The following is a 15,037-nucleotide window of genomic DNA, read 5'->3' as shown; positions in this document are numbered from 1 at the left end:
ATTCATTAACGTTCGACACCATCAATATGCACCTCGTCTACCCGCAACAACTGAAATGGTTTTAAACAAGATAGCGATGTCGCCCCACAAAGACCAGTTTTTTACATACCAGGAATCAAAATAAACACGCGTTTCATAGTCCACATCATTGCGGCCGCTCACTTGCCACAACCCGGTCATGCCCGGTTTCACCATCAAATAATAAACAACATCTTCACTGTAGCGATCCAACTCGGGCTGCACCACAGGACGAGGGCCGACAAGGCTCATGTCCCCCATTAGGACGTTCCACAGCTGAGGCAACTCATCCAGGCTTGTACGACGCAAAAAATGCCCTACAGAGTTAATACGTGGATCATTTTTAAGTTTGAAATCTTTTTCCCACTCAGCCTTGGCTTGTGCATCCTTTGCCAGCAAGTCCGCAAGAACTTCTTGGGCATTAACGATCATAGATCTGAATTTATAGCAATAAAACCTTTTGCCACCCTGCCCCACGCGTTCATGCCCAAAGAATGGGCCACCACCGTCGCGTGAGACCTTATACGCCAGATAGACAAACAGTGGCGACAACAATCCCAACAGCAAAGTAGACCCCACAATATCGAAGCAACGTTTTATAAACCTAAGGCCAGCATGGCTTAATCTGTTTTTAATGTGAATCATAAGCACCTCATGGCTAAAGAAGTTGGTGCTAGCCAAGCCAAACAGCGGCACTCCGCGCATGGCGGGTACCACATGAACATGCCCCACTTGGTGCTGTGAAAGCTGTCGAATGAGTTTGTCACGCAACTCCGACTCGTTGGCCTCTAACGCAATGACGCAGTGATAGCCACGCAGTCGCGCAAAGTCTTCGGCCGCTCCGGGCCAAGCAGATAAAGGAAGACCCAACTCCACCACTCTGGAATTGGATGCGAGACCACTTGGCACCACCAACCCTGCAACCGCATAGCCCATGGCAGCCTCATCTCGCAGTGCAAGCACCGCTTGCTGTGCATTTTCTCCACAGCCAAACACCAACGTTGGCCAACTCCACAACCGCAACTTGCGTAGGGCCGACCTAGCAAACCAACGAAACAGCGGCAACGCCACTGCCAAGGCTGCACAAGCAGCCAGCCAGGCGGGCATGCTGTCTGCATTGCCAATGAGCGCTTTGAGCATTGAACCCACAAATGCGAGCATGAAAATGCCTTGAAATACCAAGCCAAGCTCTGTCCAAAATGAGTGCCTGCGCGTGTATTGCTTTCGCACCAACGCCGCCCATGCACACCATGCAGCCGCCATGATGACAAATTTTGTAGCAGCCATCTGGCTCGCTGGCGAAACGATTTGATAAGCAACTAACCACGCAATAAAGTCAGCCACGACCAAAAATAAACCACACACAACAGTCGCCAACTGGCGACGCGTGTCCGAAACTGGCTGAAATACAAATGGGTGGAGGCTAGGCATATGTATTTAAGGTGCTTTAAAGCCCATCAATGACTTGATGGTTGATAGTTTTGCTGCGACTTCCACATCTTGACTGGCAGTAACCACTGCCTTGCGCACAAAAACAAATAACAACAACAAAAAGCTAACCACTAACAACGCAAGCAACAATACAAAACCCAACTTAGGCGATGTTTTACGCTGCGGCAGGCTAGGCTGTTGCACAAACACCTCCAGGCCTTTCACGTCAAGCTTCTGGCGGAGCATTTCGTTTTCTTGTGCGCGTTTGGCAATGTCTGAGTTAATAGCTGCCAGATTTTTAACCGCCGACTCTTGCCCCTGATCAGAAAGCGCGCCTTTTTTTAAGCTGTGTTGAATAGATTCGATGGCATCTTCCGCACTTGCTATGGCGCGCTCATTGATAGCAATGGTCTTTTCCAACAAGACTTTTTCTTGCCCCTTAACTTGTAGCTCTACTAATACAGCTGCAATGGCCGCACTGCCCAAGGCTTGAGCTTGATCTGGCGTTGTAGCTTTGGCCACAATAGTAGCCAGCTTGGTTTTTTTATCGCTTGAGAAGATCAGGTCTTTTTTTAACTCTTTGCGAGCATCATCTTTGATGTCATCTGCTTTTTGCAAATAACCAAATTTTTCAATCAACGGATCTAGCACAGGGGCTGTGTGCAGCAAGGCAACATCCTCGTCGGTCAGACGCACAATAGCAACAGACTCAAACGTTTTGGGCCACAAAAAGCTTAATGCGCCAGCCAGTACGCTGGCTATGAGGGGGCCAAACACCAGCAACTTCCACGACTCAGCCAAAGTAACTAAGATGTCCAGCAGACTGATTTCGTCGTCTTCGTAAGTTGGAATAGATGGCTCTGTCATAAGGCTTTTTCTAGATTGGGATTAGTTACTTTGCCAAAACGGCGCTCGCGAGTGGCGAACCAGTGTAAGGATTGGTTGATTTGGGCCTCGTCAAATTCAGGCCACAAGGCATCGGTAAAGTACAGCTCAGCGTAGGCGGCTTGCCACAGCAAAAAGTTACTGATGCGCTGCTCGCCGCCGGTGCGAATCAGCAAGTCCACATCTGGCATGCCTGCGGTGCTGAGGTGTTGAGCCAGCTGCGCTTGTGTGAGCTGGCTAACGCTTGCTTCTGGGTGGGCAGCTTGCCAGTTTCTAACGGCTTGCACCACATCCCACTGACCACCGTAGTTGGCTGCCACCACCAGGGTGATGGCTTGGTTGTGTTGGGTGGCTTTTTCGGCAGCGCGGATGCGGGTTTGCAGCTCGGGGGCAAAACCGGCTACATCGCCGATTACCTTCAGGCGCACTCCAGCTGCAGCTAAGGCACCCATTTCTTTTTCGAGGTATTGCACAAACAAGGCCATGAGGGTAGACACCTCATCGGCTGGGCGGCTCCAGTTTTCGGTGCTAAAGGCAAAAAGCGTTAGGTATTTCACACCCAGTTTGGCACAGTGCTCCACCAAGGCTTTGACACCCGCCGCGCCTTTGGCATGGCCCACAGTGCGGGGCATGTGGCGCTTTTGTGCCCAGCGACCATTGCCATCCATGATGATGGCTATGTGTTGAGGCACAGTTAAAGAAGCTTGAATAGACACGACTTACAGACTCAAAAGCGTTACAGGCACGCTACCGCCTTTTCACTCAAAAGCAAAGCCTATGATTATCAGACAAATATCTTTATGCAACACCTATTACACAACTTAAAATAATTCTTATCTATTACATGAAAAGAAATATTTATCAAAACGCAGCTATTCAACGCTCACATTGAGGTTGTAGCCGTGCTTTTTGAGCAGCGCATGCTTTTTGGCTTCTTCTAAATCAGTAGCCACCATTTCAGCGCACATTTGCTGCACGGTGATTTCTGGTGTCCAACCCAGCTTGGCTTTGGCTTTGGATGGGTCACCCAGCAAGGTTTCTACCTCTGTGGGACGGAAATAGCGGGGGTCGATCTTGACCACCACGTCGCCCACCTTGAGGCCTGGGGCTTTGTCGCCCTTGATAGCGGCAACAGTGGCGGTCTCATCCACGCCTTTTCCTTCAAACTTCAACGTGACGCCCAACTCTTCGGCGCTCCATTGAATGAACTGGCGCACGCTGTATTGCACGCCTGTGGCGATGACAAAGTCGTCAGCTTTTTGCTGTTGCAACATCATCCATTGCATGCGCACGTAGTCTTTGGCATGGCCCCAATCGCGCAGGGCATCTAGGTTGCCCATGTACAGACATTGCTCTAGGCCTTGGGCGATGTTGGCCAAACCACGGGTGATTTTGCGGGTGACAAAGGTTTCGCCACGGCGTGGGCTTTCGTGGTTAAACAAGATGCCGTTACAGGCATACATGCCATAGGCTTCGCGGTAGTTGACCACGATCCAATACGCATACATCTTGGCCACAGCGTAAGGGCTGCGTGGGTAGAAAGGCGTGGTTTCTTTTTGCGGGATTTCTTGCACCAAGCCATACAACTCAGAAGTACTGGCTTGGTAGAAGCGTGTTTTCTTTTCCAAACCCAAAATACGAATAGCTTCTAGCAGGCGCAGGGTACCAATGCCGTCTACATCGGCGGTGTATTCAGGCGACTCGAATGACACGGCCACATGGCTTTGTGCGCCGAGGTTATAGATTTCATCCGGCTGTGTTTCTTGCACGATGCGGATGAGGTTGCTGGTGTCGCTCAGGTCGCCGTAATGCAGCTTGAAGTTGGCGTGCTCGATGTGCGGGTCTTGGTAGATGTGGTCGATGCGCTGGGTGTTGAACAGCGACGCACGGCGCTTGATGCCGTGAACGATGTAGCCCTTCTCTAGCAAGAACTCAGCAAGGTACGAACCGTCTTGGCCTGTGATGCCCGTGATAAGGGCTACTTTGGGTTGGTGTTGTTGGGTCATAGTTTGCTCACAAAATCTTGATAAGCGGCAGCGAGGCCATGTTGTAAATCTACCTTGGTTTGCCAGCCTAGGGCATTGAGGCGCGAGCTGTCCATCCACTTGCGTGGAGCGCCATCAGGCTTGGATGTGTCGAACTCGATCTGGCCTGCATAGCCCACGGTTTGGGCGATGGTTTGCGCCACTTCGGCAATGGTCACATCCGACCCGCTGCCCACGTTGATGTGACTTTGCATGGGCGTGGTGTGCTGGTCATAGGTGGCTTTGGGCAGCTGCATGACGTGCACACTGGCTGCGGCCATGTCGTCTACATACAAAAACTCTCGGCGCGGTGTGCCTGTGCCCCAAATGGCCACGCTGGGGGCATTGGCCAGCTTGGCCTCGTGGAAGCGGCGAATGAGCGCAGGAATGACGTGGCTGTTTTCGGGGTGATAGTTGTCACCCGGGCCGTACAGGTTGGTAGGCATGACGCTGCGGTAGTCCACGCCGTGGCTTGCGCTGTATTGGCGGTTGTAGCTTTCGCACAGCTTGATGCCGGCAATTTTGGCAATGGCGTAGGGCTCATTCGTTGGCTCTAGCGTGCCAGTGAGCAACGCGTCTTCACGCATGGGCTGCTGTGCCATGCGTGGGTAGATGCAGCTGGAGCCTAAGAACAACAGCTTTTGCACGCCATTTTGAAATGCAGCCTCAATGACGTTGGCTTGCATCATGAGGTTTTGGTAGATGAAGTCGGCGGGGTAAACGTTGTTGGCATGAATGCCGCCAACTTTGGCAGCAGCCAGATACACATGAGTGGGTTTTTCTGTGGCGAAGAACGCTTGCACTGCAGCTTGGTTGGTCAGGTCTAGCTCGGCATGCGTGCGGGTGACGATTTGGCTTTGCGCCACACCCTGCGCCAGCAAGTGGCGCACGATGGCCGAACCCACCATGCCACGATGGCCTGCAACGTAGATTTTTTGGTTTGTCATTTGTTGTCTGAACGTCCGTAGGTATCTTCAAAACGCACAATGTCGTCTTCACCCAAATAGCTGCCCGATTGAACTTCGATAATTTCCAAAGGAATGCTGCCGGGGTTGGCCAAGCGGTGCACTTCGCCCAAGGGAATGTAGGTGGATTGGTTTTCACCCAACAAGGTGACCTTGTCGCCACATGTGACCTCGGCCGTGCCCTTGACCACAATCCAGTGCTCTGCACGGTGGTGGTGTTTTTGCAAACTCAGGCTTGCGCCGGGTTTGACTTGGATGCGCTTGACTTTGAAGCGCTCAGCTTCGTCGATGCTGTCGTACCAGCCCCAAGGACGGTGCACTTTGCGGTGCAAGGACAGCTCTTCGCGCTTGTTGGCTTCGAGCTGTTGCACGAGTTTTTTGACGTTTTGACTTTTCGAGCGGTCTGCTACCAGCACAGCATCTGCCGTTTCGACCACGATGAGGTTGCTCACGCCCACCGTGCCCACAAGACGGCTGCTGGCATGGATGAAAGTGTTGGATGTGTCAGCCAGCAAAGCATCGCCCTGCACCACGTTGCCTTGGGCGTCTTGGTGGCCGTCTTGGTTAACTTGCCACACGGCATCCCACGCGCCAAGGTCGTTCCAGCCAGCGTCTAGCGGCACCATGTGGATGGGAAAGCTAGAGCCGGGGCACTTCTCCATGACGGCGTAATCAACCGACTCAGAAGGCACTTGGGTGAAGGCTTCTTTGTTGGGGCGCACGAAAGGTGTGTCTATGGTTTTGCTTTGCCACGCCGTTTGTGTAGCCGTGGCGATATCGGAGCGGAAGTGCTGCAAGGCATTTAGCCACGTGCTGGCACGCAGCACAAACATGCCACTGTTCCACGTGTGTTGGCCACCTGCCAAATAAGCTTTGGCCACTTCTAAGCTGGGCTTTTCGGCAAACTGGGCTACGGTGTATTCGCCATGCACACCCGCTGTGCCGGACTGTTGGATGTAGCCGTAGCCCGTTTCGGGCTTGTCTGGGGTGATGCCCAAGATAACGATGCCGCCTTCTGCTGCGGCACGAATGCTTTGCTGCAACGCCTGTTGAAACGCTGCAGGGTTTTGCACGGTTTGGTCGGCGGGGGTGACCACCAAAATGGGGTCTTGCCCACCTTCGGTGGCTTGCAATGCGGCCAATGTGAGTGCGGGGGCCGTGTTGCGGCCTGTGGGCTCTAGCAACAGGGTGGCATTGACACCCTTGATTTCGCGCAGTTGCTCTAGCGATAAAAAACGGTGTTCTTCGTTGGTGACCACCAAGGTGTTGCCTACCGTGATGTCTGCAGCGCCCAATTGGTTGACGCGCTCAACCGCTTGCTGAAACAAGCTGGTGGTGCCCGACAAAACCAAAAACTGTTTTGGGAAACCGGCGCGGGACAGAGGCCACAGGCGTGTGCCAGAGCCGCCACAAAGAATAACCGGAACTATTTGATGCATATAAGAATTATCGCTTTGAAGCTAGACCACACGTAGGCTCTCGACCGCCATGCGCAGCTTTTGCGGCTGGCCGAGTAAGTCGACCAACACAAAGGCGCGGGTTTCGCCATCGTGGGCGATGTATTTGCCTTCTAGGCCTTGCAGCGGGCCGCTGGCCACTTGCACGCTGTCGCCGGGGGCAAACATGCGCTCTAGAGTTTCGGGCGGCGCTTCTTTTAAAAACGCGATGAACTCGGGCGGGACCTTGGCGGGCTGAGGGCCAAAGCTGACCAGCTTGCTCACACCTAAAGTTGATCGAATGGGGCCCCAGTTTTGGGTTTGGTCATCGAGCTGAATGAACAGATAGCGGCTGAACATGGGCTCGGTGATGGTCTGCACTTTTTGGTTGCGCAGTTTTTGCACCTGCATGGTGGGCAAGAAGCAATTGAAGCCTTGGTTTTGCAGGTTTTCAAGGGCTCGGGCTTCTTGGCGAGGCTTGGTGTGGACCACGTACCAAGCTTGGTGGGTTGTCTCGGGTTTTTCGCTACTCATTGTTAGAGAAGTCTAACTAAACTTCATGTGGTGTTTGGCTGCACTCGGCGTTAAAGTGCGGTTTTATGTTTTGTTTGAAAGTGTGCCCACATGTCTACCAAAAATCCGTTTGATCCCGCTGCGATGTCTGACAACGTGAAAGAGCAAGCCCAACAAATTTGGCTGGCTGGCTTGGGCGCATTTGCCAAGGCTCAACAAGACGGTACCAAAGCGTTTGAAAAATTGGTGAGCGACGGCATCACCATGCAACGCAAGGTGCACACCACGGCCGAAGAAAAGCTGGCCGAGGCCACACAGAAAGCCCAGCAAGCAGCCCACACACTGAGCGAACGCGCCACAGGCCAATGGGGCAAGCTAGAAGGTATTTTTGAAGAGCGGGTGGCCAAGGCCATGCATGCTTTGGGCGTGCCATCAGCCGCTGAATTGCAAGCGCTGCATGCGCGTGTGGCTGCGCTGGAAGCGCAACTGGGTGTGAAGCCCAAAGCCGCGACAAAGACTGCAGCCAAGCCCGCCACTAAAACTGCCGCGAAGAAAGCGCCAGCTAAGAAAACAGCCAAGAAATAATTGATGGCAAAAAAAGCGCCACGCCGTACCGCAGAGCGGATATTAGAGGTCACGCTCGACCTCTTCAACCGCTTTGGCGAGCCCAATGTGTCGACCACATTGATCTCGTCAGAACTCAACATCAGCCCCGGCAATCTGTACTACCACTACCCTGCCAAAGAGGAGTTGGTCACGGCGCTGTTCAACCGATACGAGGCGGCGCTGGATGAACTGCTAGACGCAGCGCCCGGCGTGCACGATGTGGAAGACGCTTGGTTTTTCATGCACACCTTGTTTGAGCTGGTGTGGCAATACCGCTTTTTGTACCGCGATTTGAACGACTTGCTGAGCAAGAACCGTAAGCTTGAAACGCACATCAAAGACGCGCTGTTGCACAAGACCACAGCGTTTCGCACGCTGCTGGATAGCTTAGAGCACGATGGCGCGCTGGCCATGACGGTGTCGGAACGCGAAGCCACCGCCACGCACATGGTGGTGATGCTGACTTGGTGGCTGAGCTACGAATACGTGCGCAACCCGCGCCATGCGCTAGAACCCGAGAGCGCGCAAGCATCGCTGCTACGCGGGGCAAAGAGTGTGTTGGGTTTATTGCTGCCTTATGCAACGGCGGAGCACAAAGAGCACTTGAACGCGCTGCTGTCTGCTTATTAAGCCCCAAAAACTCACAGCCCATGTGAGTTAAATAATTGGGTTCTGACCCCGATTAGAAACTTAGCGCAGCGAAGCCTCAACGAGTTTGACCCAATAGGTGGCGCCCAAGGGGATGAGTGCGTCGTTGAAGTCGTAGTTGGGGTTGTGCAAGGTGCATGGGCCTTCGCCGTGGCCGATTTCGCGGTGCACACCGTCACCATTGCCGATGAAGCAATACGCTCCGGGTTTGGCTTGCAGCATGTATGAGAAGTCTTCTGCGCCCATGGTGGGTTCTTGGCCCAGCACGTTGTCCGCTCCCACGATGTCGGCCATCACCTCACGCGCAAAGTTGGCTTCGGCTGGGTGGTTGATGGTGGGTGGGTAGTTGCGTTCAAACTCAAAGGTGCAAGTGGCACCAAAGGCGGCGCTGGTGTGTGCAGCCAGGTCGCGCATACGCTGCTCGATCATGTCGAGCACTTCCAAGCTGAATGTACGGACTGTGCCTTGCAACTCGCAGCTGTCGGGCACCACGTTGGTGGCTTCACCTGCGTTGATCATGGTGACCGAAATCACGCCCGCATCGACTGGTTTTTTGTTGCGGCTGATGATGGTTTGAAAGGCTTGCACCATTTGGCAAGCAATAACCACGGGGTCGATGCCGTTGTGAGGCAATGCTGCGTGACAGCCTTTGCCGTGGATGGTGATTTTGAATTCGTTGCTCGACGCCATCACAGGGCCAGCGCTCAACGCGAACTGCCCTTCTTTGAGGCCGGGCCAGTTGTGCATGCCGTAGACGGCTTGCATGGGGAATTTGTCGAACAAGCCATCGCGCATCATTTCGCGGGCACCGCCACCGCCCTCTTCGGCGGGTTGGAAGATGAAGTACACCGTGCCGTCAAAGTCTTGGTGCTTGGATAAATATTGCGCCGCCGCCAAGAGCATGGCCACATGGCCGTCGTGGCCGCAGGCGTGCATCTTGCCCGCGTGTTGGCTGGCGTGGGCGAATTGGTTGAACTCTTGCATGGGCAATGCATCCATGTCGGCGCGCAGGCCAATGGCACGGTCACCCGTGCCGCATTTCAAGATGCCCACCACACCCGTTTTGCCCATGCCTCGGTGGATGGGGATGCCCCACTCAGTGAGCTTTTGCGCCACCAAATCGGCCGTGCGAATTTCTTCAAAACACAGCTCGGGGTGGGCGTGAATGTCGCGGCGAATGGCCGCGATGGAGGAAGCTTGCTTGGTGAGTGAATCAAGGACTTTCATGGCTTTGAGTCTAGCTGCTGCGCTGGCCCTATGTCACGAAGGGCTATCCCGTAAAAAATGTCAGAAGCGCAAGATCAAAAGAGCGAGCGCGAGGGCCACAAGGGCGTGGGGTGGTCTAAGCGCTGTTTGGCGATTTCCAACAAGCCATCAAAGATGAGCGAGTCGACCAGCTCAAACTGCACCGACATGCTGGGTGCCATCTTCCAACCCGCACCACCAGTCATGTAGCACGCAGGCTCGGCACCACAGTGTTGGCGCACGTGCTGCACCATGCGCTCAACCGCGCCGGCAATGGCGTAGGTACCGCCACTGGTAAGGGCGTCGCTGGTGTTGGTGGGGAACTCACACACCTCACCGGTTGGCACGCGCAGACCTGCAGTGCCCGACTCCAACGCACGCAGCATGATGCCGTGACCAGGCAAGATGAGGCCGCCTAAAAATTTACCATGGGCATCGATGGCTTCTACCGTCACGGCCGTGCCCACCATCACCACCACCATCGGCTTAGGCGCCGCACCGTTGACTTGCTGCAACATGCGCGCATGTGCGCCAATCATGGCGACCCAACGGTCTGCACCTAGGCGCGTGGGATGGTCGTAGCCATTGGTCATGCCCGCTTCAGCGGCAGACGACACGGCCCAGTGTGGGGTGATGTCCCACAACTCCATTTGCTCTTCGACGCGACGACGAATCGCCTCACCCGCCACGATGCAGCCGAGCATGTGTGTGGGCTCGGGCAACTCGCGCCAGTCTTCGTCGGCCAATCGGTCGATGTTTTCTAAAAACACCGCGCCACTGCCCAGCAGTTTGGCGCCGGGCGCAGGGCTGTCGTACAGGCCCCACTTGAGGCGTGTGTTGCCCACGTCGAGTGCAAGGAATGTCATAGGTGCTTGAATTAGTTTTGACGCCAAGGCAAGCCGCGCATGCGCCAGCCACCTTGGGTGCCGCGATGGCCGTTTGCATTGGCATCGCCCTCGAAGCCCTCGAGGATGTTGTAGGCCTCTAGGCCCAGCTCTGTGGCGCGTTTGGCCGCAGCAATTGAACGCACGCCACTGCGGCACAGCAGCACAATTTTTTTGCCGTTGGCGGCTGCACGAACCGCGTCGTCAAAGGCGGGGTTCATGGCCATACCTGGCCATTGTTTCCAAGCAACAGGCACCGCGCCTGGCACAAAACCGACCCAAGCGAGCTCGGCATCTGAACGCACGTCAATCATCACAGCCGCGCCAGACTGCATCCATTCGTTGGCGGTTTCGGGGCTGATATCGCCCGCGTAACCCAGCTCGTTGTTGCTCATATTTATAAAGCGAAATAAATGAACACTCAGTATAGAAGCGGCTCGTCCCCAAGGAGACATGGACGCGTCGATTTCAAGACAAGACGAGGGGAAACCCTTGCGCTAACTTGAATAGCAGCGATCAAAATCGCCACTCCCATTCATGTCTTTGACAAAACTTAGGAGACTTCCCCTCATGACCGATATCAAAAAAACAACAGCACGTCGTAACGTACTCAAAGGCGCCGCTGCCGCTGCCGCTGGCGTCGCCGCCGCACCGATGGTGGTGGCCCAGACCGGCCCTATCAACATGCGTTGGCAGAGCACTTGGCCAGCCAAGGACATCTTCCATGAGTACGCCACCGACTACGCCAAGAAGGTCAACGACATGACCGGTGGCGATTTGAAGATCGAAGTGTTGCCCGCAGGTTCTGTGGTGCCAGCATTCGGTTTGCTCGAAGCTGTGTCTAAAGGCACTTTGGATGGCGGTCACGGCGTGTTGGGCTACCACTACGGTAAGCAAAACGCTTTGGCGCTGTGGAACTCTGGCCCAGCCTTCGGCATGGATGCCAACATGATCTTGGCCTGGCACAAGTACGGCGGCGGCGCTGAGCTGTTGGCCAAGTTGTACGCCTCCATTGGTGGCAACGTGCAATCGTTCTTGTACGGCCCTATGTCGACCCAACCTTTGGGCTGGTTCAAAAAGCCAATCACCAAGTCTGCTGACTTCAAGGGCTTGAAGTTCCGCACCAACGGTTTGGCCATTGACTTGTTCACCGCCATGGGCGCTGCTGTGAACGCATTGCCAGGCGGCGAGATCGTGCCAGCGATGGACCGCGGTTTGCTGGACGGTGCCGAATTCAACAACGCAACCTCTGACCGTTTGTTGGGCTTCCCCGATGTGTCGAAAGTGTGCATGTTGCAAAGCTTCCACCAAAGCGCTGAGACATTCGAGATCATGTTCAACAAGACCAAGTACGACGCACTGCCAGCCAAGATGAAGGCTGTGATTGCCGGCGCTACCGAAGCCGCATCTGCTGACATGTCTTGGAAGGCCGTGGACCGCTACTCCAAAGACTACGTTGAGTTGCAAAACAAAGACAAAGTCAAGTTCTATAAGACCCCTGACTCTGTGCTGCAAGACCAGCTCAAGCTGTGGTCTGAAATTGTGGAGAAGAAGTCTGCTGAAAACCCATTGTTCAAAGAGATCGTGGCTTCACAAAAAGCCTTCGCTCAGCGCGCAGTGAAGTGGGAACAAGACACCGTGATCAACCGCCGTATGGCTGTCAACCATTTCTTCGGCGCGAAGAAAGCCTAAACTCACTTAGCTCGTTTGAGCTATTGCGTTTTCATCAGCCATCCGACAGTCGTCGGGTGGCTGATTCATTTAAGTTAGCACACCATGCAAAAACTATTACTCACCATTGACAAAATCAGCACACAGGTTGGCCAAGCGTTTGCTTGGCTAATTTTTGCGCTCACACTCATGATCACATGGGAGGTTGTATCGCGCTACGCGTTTGACAATCCGCACCCTTGGGCCTTTGACGTCATGAGCATGATGTACGGCTCGCTGTTCATGATGGCCGGCGCTTACACCTTGTCTAAAAACGGGCATGTGCGCGGCGACGTGTTGTACGGCTTTTTCACACCGCGCTTGCAAGCAGGTTTGGATTTGGCGCTGTACATCATCTTCTTTATTCCAGGCATCGTGGCCTTGGCTTGGGCTGGCTTTGAATTCGCTGGCGAATCTTGGGCCATCAGCGAGCACTCCAACATCACGGCCGACGGCCCACCTGTTTACCCGTTCAAAACCATCATTCCAATTGCAGGCGTGCTACTGCTGCTGCAAGGCTTGGTCGAGATCGTGCGCTGCGTGGTTTGTTTGCAGCAAGGCGAATGGCCCTCGCGTGGTGATGACGTGGACGAAGTCGACGTTGAAAAACTCAAAGAAATGGTCAACGTGAAAGACGAAGACATCGCCAAGCTCGATGCCTACGTTGTGGGTGACAAGGAAGCACACAAATGAAAAAAGAAATATGGTTCGGCTTATCCATCATGGCCATGGTCGTGTTGGCAGCCTTTATTTTCCTGCCGCCTGCGGCAGAGATGACCAACGGTCACCTAGGTTTACTGATGCTTGCGCTGGTGGTGGTTGCCATCATGTTGGGCTTCCCCACCGCCTTTACCCTGATGGGCATGGGCATGATCTTCGCGTGGCTGGCCTACCGAAGTCAAAACCCTGATCTCGCCGTCATGCAGACGCTTGACCTGATGGTGCAACGCACCTATTCGGTCATGTCTAACGATGTGCTGATTTCAATCCCGCTGTTTGTGTTCATGGGTTACCTCATTGAACGCGCCAACTTGATTGAAAAGCTCTTCAAAAGCATGCACTTGGCCGCAGCTCGCGTGCCTGGCTCTTTGGCCGTGGCCACCATCATTACCTGCGCCATCTTCGCGACTGCGACCGGCATTGTGGGTGCAGTCGTGACCTTGATGGGCTTGCTGGCTTTGCCCGCCATGTTGCGCGCGGGTTACAGCGTGCAGTTGTCGGCGGGTGCGATTACTGCAGGCGGTTGTTTGGGTATCTTGATCCCACCCTCCGTCATGTTGATCGTCTACGGTGCAACCGCCGGCGTGTCAGTGGTTAAGTTGTATGCAGGTGCGTTCTTCCCCGGCATCATGTTGGCCACTTTGTACGTGGGCTACGTGATCATCGTGGCCAAGCTCAAGCCACACTTGGCCCCGCCCATGTCGGCTGAAGACCGCTATGTGCCGCTGCCACCTGTGGCACAAGAGTTGGCCACCACCATCAGCGACAAAGCTGTGCCCGCCTTGATCGCTGCGATCAAAGGCAAGCGCAACGCCGCTGTGCCAATGAACGAACTGCTCAAGCAATTGGGCATTGCCCTGTTGCCTGCCATTTCGGCAGTGGTGATCATGGGCGCGATCTTCATGGCCGTGACTGCACCTGCTCCGGTTGAAGACACGCAAGGCGTGGTCGAGATGAGCAGCGGCTTTGACGACGCAGCCCCTGAAGAGGAAGCTGGCGGCTTGGCTGAACCTGATGCCTTGCAAGCACCTCCCGGCTCTGAAGCCCCGGTGGCCAAAGTGGCTGCCGAAGTTGCACCTGCTGCAGAAGTAGCTCCTACCGAGCCTGCAGCTGCGCAAGAGCGCTTGGATGCGCCTGCAGCTTTCTGGATCGGCTTGGTCAGCGTGATTGTGGCCATGGTCATCTTCTACGCCTACTTCAGCTTCACGCGTCTTGAGATTTTCAAGATGTTGCTGGGCTCGTTCTTCCCACTGGCCTTGATGATCTTGGCCGTGCTGGGCACCATCGTGTTTGGCTTGGCCACACCAACGGAAGCTGCGGCGATGGGATCGATGGGCGGCTTGTTGCTGGCCGGTGCTTACCGCCGCCTCAACATGACGGTGATGCGCGAATCGGTGTACCTAACGGCCAAGACCAGCGCCATGGTGTGCTGGTTGTTTGTGGGCTCTAGCATCTTCTCGGCAGCGTTTGCGCTGTTGGGCGGACAAGAGCTGATCAACACCTGGGTGCTGGGCATGGACCTGACGCCAACTCAGTTCATGATCTTGGCGCAAGTCGTGATCTTCTTGCTGGGCTGGCCGCTGGAGTGGACTGAAATCATTGTGATTTTCATGCCCATCTTCATCCCCTTGCTGCCGCACTTCAACATCGACCCGCTGTTCTTCGGCTTGTTGGTGGCGTTGAACCTGCAAACCGCCTTCTTGAGCCCACCTGTGGCGATGGCAGCGTTCTATCTGAAGGGTGTGAGCCCTCCTCATGTGACGTTGAACCAGATCTTTGCGGGCATGTTGCCGTTCATGGCGATCCAAGTGTTTGCCATCTTCTTGCTGTACATGTTCCCAGCAATTGGCATGTGGCTGCCTAACGTGCTTTACAAATAAGCCCTGACAGCCCCCTTAAAAGCCGCAGCGCCTTTGGCCCTGCGGCTTTTTTATTAGGGCAAATCCTCCCCA

The 15,037-nt window shown here is 54.7% G+C and carries 15 protein-coding genes; 5 read left to right on the top strand and 10 right to left on the bottom strand.

The features are described from left to right. Positions 1-21 precede the first annotated feature (21 nt). From wbaP to rfaH, 7 genes are all read right to left on the bottom strand, one after another. Positions 22-1,449 (bottom strand): undecaprenyl-phosphate galactose phosphotransferase WbaP, encoded by a 1,428-nt coding sequence (gene wbaP / locus LINBF2_RS01265; RefSeq protein WP_281889795.1) that lies wholly within the window; start codon positions 1,447-1,449, stop codon positions 22-24. A 6-nt stretch (positions 1,450-1,455) separates the two neighbouring features. Beyond that, a complete protein-coding gene (locus LINBF2_RS01260; protein WP_281889793.1) occupies positions 1,456-2,316 on the bottom strand; it encodes a Wzz/FepE/Etk N-terminal domain-containing protein in 861 nt (286 codons plus the stop codon). Continuing rightward, a complete protein-coding gene (gene uppS / locus LINBF2_RS01255) occupies positions 2,313-3,026 on the bottom strand; it encodes a polyprenyl diphosphate synthase (protein ID WP_281889791.1) in 714 nt (237 codons plus the stop codon). Before uppS ends, LINBF2_RS01260 begins: the two co-directional genes overlap by 4 nt. Positions 3,027-3,206: 180 nt before the next feature. Further along, complete coding sequence (gene gmd, locus LINBF2_RS01250) at positions 3,207-4,340, bottom strand: GDP-mannose 4,6-dehydratase (protein WP_281889789.1); 1,134 nt, start codon at positions 4,338-4,340, stop codon at positions 3,207-3,209. Continuing rightward, a complete protein-coding gene (locus LINBF2_RS01245; protein WP_281889787.1) occupies positions 4,337-5,305 on the bottom strand; it encodes a GDP-L-fucose synthase in 969 nt (322 codons plus the stop codon). Before LINBF2_RS01245 ends, gmd begins: the two co-directional genes overlap by 4 nt. After that, the gene (locus tag LINBF2_RS01240; protein WP_281889785.1) at positions 5,302-6,762 is read right to left on the bottom strand and encodes a mannose-1-phosphate guanylyltransferase/mannose-6-phosphate isomerase; all 1,461 of its coding nucleotides are present in this window, start codon (positions 6,760-6,762) and stop codon (positions 5,302-5,304) included. The genes LINBF2_RS01245 and LINBF2_RS01240 overlap by 4 nt, the downstream gene beginning before the upstream one ends. Positions 6,763-6,783: 21 nt before the next feature. Then, complete coding sequence (rfaH, locus tag LINBF2_RS01235; RefSeq protein ID WP_281889783.1) at positions 6,784-7,293, bottom strand: transcription/translation regulatory transformer protein RfaH; 510 nt, start codon at positions 7,291-7,293, stop codon at positions 6,784-6,786. Positions 7,294-7,383: 90 nt separating this feature from the next. Here rfaH and LINBF2_RS01230 point away from each other — a divergent pair, with 90 nt between their 5' ends. Together LINBF2_RS01230 and LINBF2_RS01225 are read left to right on the top strand one after the other, a co-directional pair. Continuing rightward, on the top strand, positions 7,384-7,857 hold the full coding sequence (locus tag LINBF2_RS01230; protein WP_281889781.1) for a phasin family protein: 474 nt from the start codon (positions 7,384-7,386) through the stop codon (positions 7,855-7,857). Positions 7,858-7,860: 3 nt separating this feature from the next. Further along, positions 7,861-8,508, top strand: coding sequence for a TetR/AcrR family transcriptional regulator (locus tag LINBF2_RS01225; RefSeq protein WP_281889779.1), 648 nt, complete (start codon positions 7,861-7,863; stop codon positions 8,506-8,508). A gap of 60 nt (positions 8,509-8,568) precedes the next feature. On the opposite strand, the gene LINBF2_RS01220 is transcribed toward LINBF2_RS01225, so the two are convergent. The 3 genes from LINBF2_RS01220 to LINBF2_RS01210 form a co-directional block, all read right to left on the bottom strand. Beyond that, a complete protein-coding gene (locus tag LINBF2_RS01220) occupies positions 8,569-9,753 on the bottom strand; it encodes a M20 aminoacylase family protein (RefSeq protein WP_281889777.1) in 1,185 nt (394 codons plus the stop codon). 74 nt (positions 9,754-9,827) lie between these two features. Further along, positions 9,828-10,637: a type III pantothenate kinase gene (locus tag LINBF2_RS01215; protein ID WP_104796697.1), complete on the bottom strand. Its 810-nt coding sequence runs from the start codon at positions 10,635-10,637 to the stop codon at positions 9,828-9,830. Between the two features lie 11 nt (positions 10,638-10,648). Then, complete coding sequence (locus LINBF2_RS01210) at positions 10,649-11,050, bottom strand: rhodanese-like domain-containing protein (protein WP_281889775.1); 402 nt, start codon at positions 11,048-11,050, stop codon at positions 10,649-10,651. A 175-nt stretch (positions 11,051-11,225) separates the two neighbouring features. Between LINBF2_RS01210 and LINBF2_RS01205 the strand changes: the two genes are divergently transcribed. From LINBF2_RS01205 to LINBF2_RS01195, 3 genes are all read left to right on the top strand, one after another. Further along, entirely contained in the window at positions 11,226-12,347 is a 1,122-nt protein-coding gene (locus LINBF2_RS01205) for a C4-dicarboxylate ABC transporter (protein WP_104796699.1), read from the top strand. Between the two features lie 84 nt (positions 12,348-12,431). After that, positions 12,432-13,058: a TRAP transporter small permease subunit gene (locus LINBF2_RS01200; protein WP_281889773.1), complete on the top strand. Its 627-nt coding sequence runs from the start codon at positions 12,432-12,434 to the stop codon at positions 13,056-13,058. Continuing rightward, positions 13,055-14,965: a TRAP transporter large permease subunit gene (locus LINBF2_RS01195; protein WP_104796701.1), complete on the top strand. Its 1,911-nt coding sequence runs from the start codon at positions 13,055-13,057 to the stop codon at positions 14,963-14,965. The genes LINBF2_RS01200 and LINBF2_RS01195 overlap by 4 nt, the downstream gene beginning before the upstream one ends. Positions 14,966-15,037 lie beyond the last annotated feature (72 nt).

This window comes from Limnohabitans sp. TEGF004, from assembly GCF_027924965.1.
Lineage (GTDB): Bacteria > Pseudomonadota > Gammaproteobacteria > Burkholderiales > Burkholderiaceae_C > Limnohabitans.
This window is presented reverse-complemented; position numbering and strand designations above follow the sequence as displayed.

Excerpts from the sequence above, each read along its gene's own strand:
- wbaP (WP_281889795.1), bottom strand. The coding sequence starts at position 1,449 with ATGCCTAGCCTCCACCCATTTGTATTTCAGCCAGTTTCGGACACGCGT.
- LINBF2_RS01260 (WP_281889793.1), bottom strand. The coding sequence starts at position 2,316 with ATGACAGAGCCATCTATTCCAACTTACGAAGACGACGAAATCAGTCTG.
- gmd (WP_281889789.1), bottom strand. The coding sequence starts at position 4,340 with ATGACCCAACAACACCAACCCAAAGTAGCCCTTATCACGGGCATCACA.
- LINBF2_RS01245 (WP_281889787.1), bottom strand. The coding sequence starts at position 5,305 with ATGACAAACCAAAAAATCTACGTTGCAGGCCATCGTGGCATGGTGGGT.
- LINBF2_RS01240 (WP_281889785.1), bottom strand. The coding sequence starts at position 6,762 with ATGCATCAAATAGTTCCGGTTATTCTTTGTGGCGGCTCTGGCACACGC.
- rfaH (WP_281889783.1), bottom strand. The coding sequence starts at position 7,293 with ATGAGTAGCGAAAAACCCGAGACAACCCACCAAGCTTGGTACGTGGTC.
- LINBF2_RS01230 (WP_281889781.1), top strand. The coding sequence starts at position 7,384 with ATGTCTACCAAAAATCCGTTTGATCCCGCTGCGATGTCTGACAACGTG.
- LINBF2_RS01225 (WP_281889779.1), top strand. The coding sequence starts at position 7,861 with ATGGCAAAAAAAGCGCCACGCCGTACCGCAGAGCGGATATTAGAGGTC.
- LINBF2_RS01220 (WP_281889777.1), bottom strand. The coding sequence starts at position 9,753 with ATGAAAGTCCTTGATTCACTCACCAAGCAAGCTTCCTCCATCGCGGCC.
- LINBF2_RS01215 (WP_104796697.1), bottom strand. The coding sequence starts at position 10,637 with ATGACATTCCTTGCACTCGACGTGGGCAACACACGCCTCAAGTGGGGC.
- LINBF2_RS01210 (WP_281889775.1), bottom strand. The coding sequence starts at position 11,050 with ATGAGCAACAACGAGCTGGGTTACGCGGGCGATATCAGCCCCGAAACC.
- LINBF2_RS01205 (WP_104796699.1), top strand. The coding sequence starts at position 11,226 with ATGACCGATATCAAAAAAACAACAGCACGTCGTAACGTACTCAAAGGC.
- LINBF2_RS01200 (WP_281889773.1), top strand. The coding sequence starts at position 12,432 with ATGCAAAAACTATTACTCACCATTGACAAAATCAGCACACAGGTTGGC.
- LINBF2_RS01195 (WP_104796701.1), top strand. The coding sequence starts at position 13,055 with ATGAAAAAAGAAATATGGTTCGGCTTATCCATCATGGCCATGGTCGTG.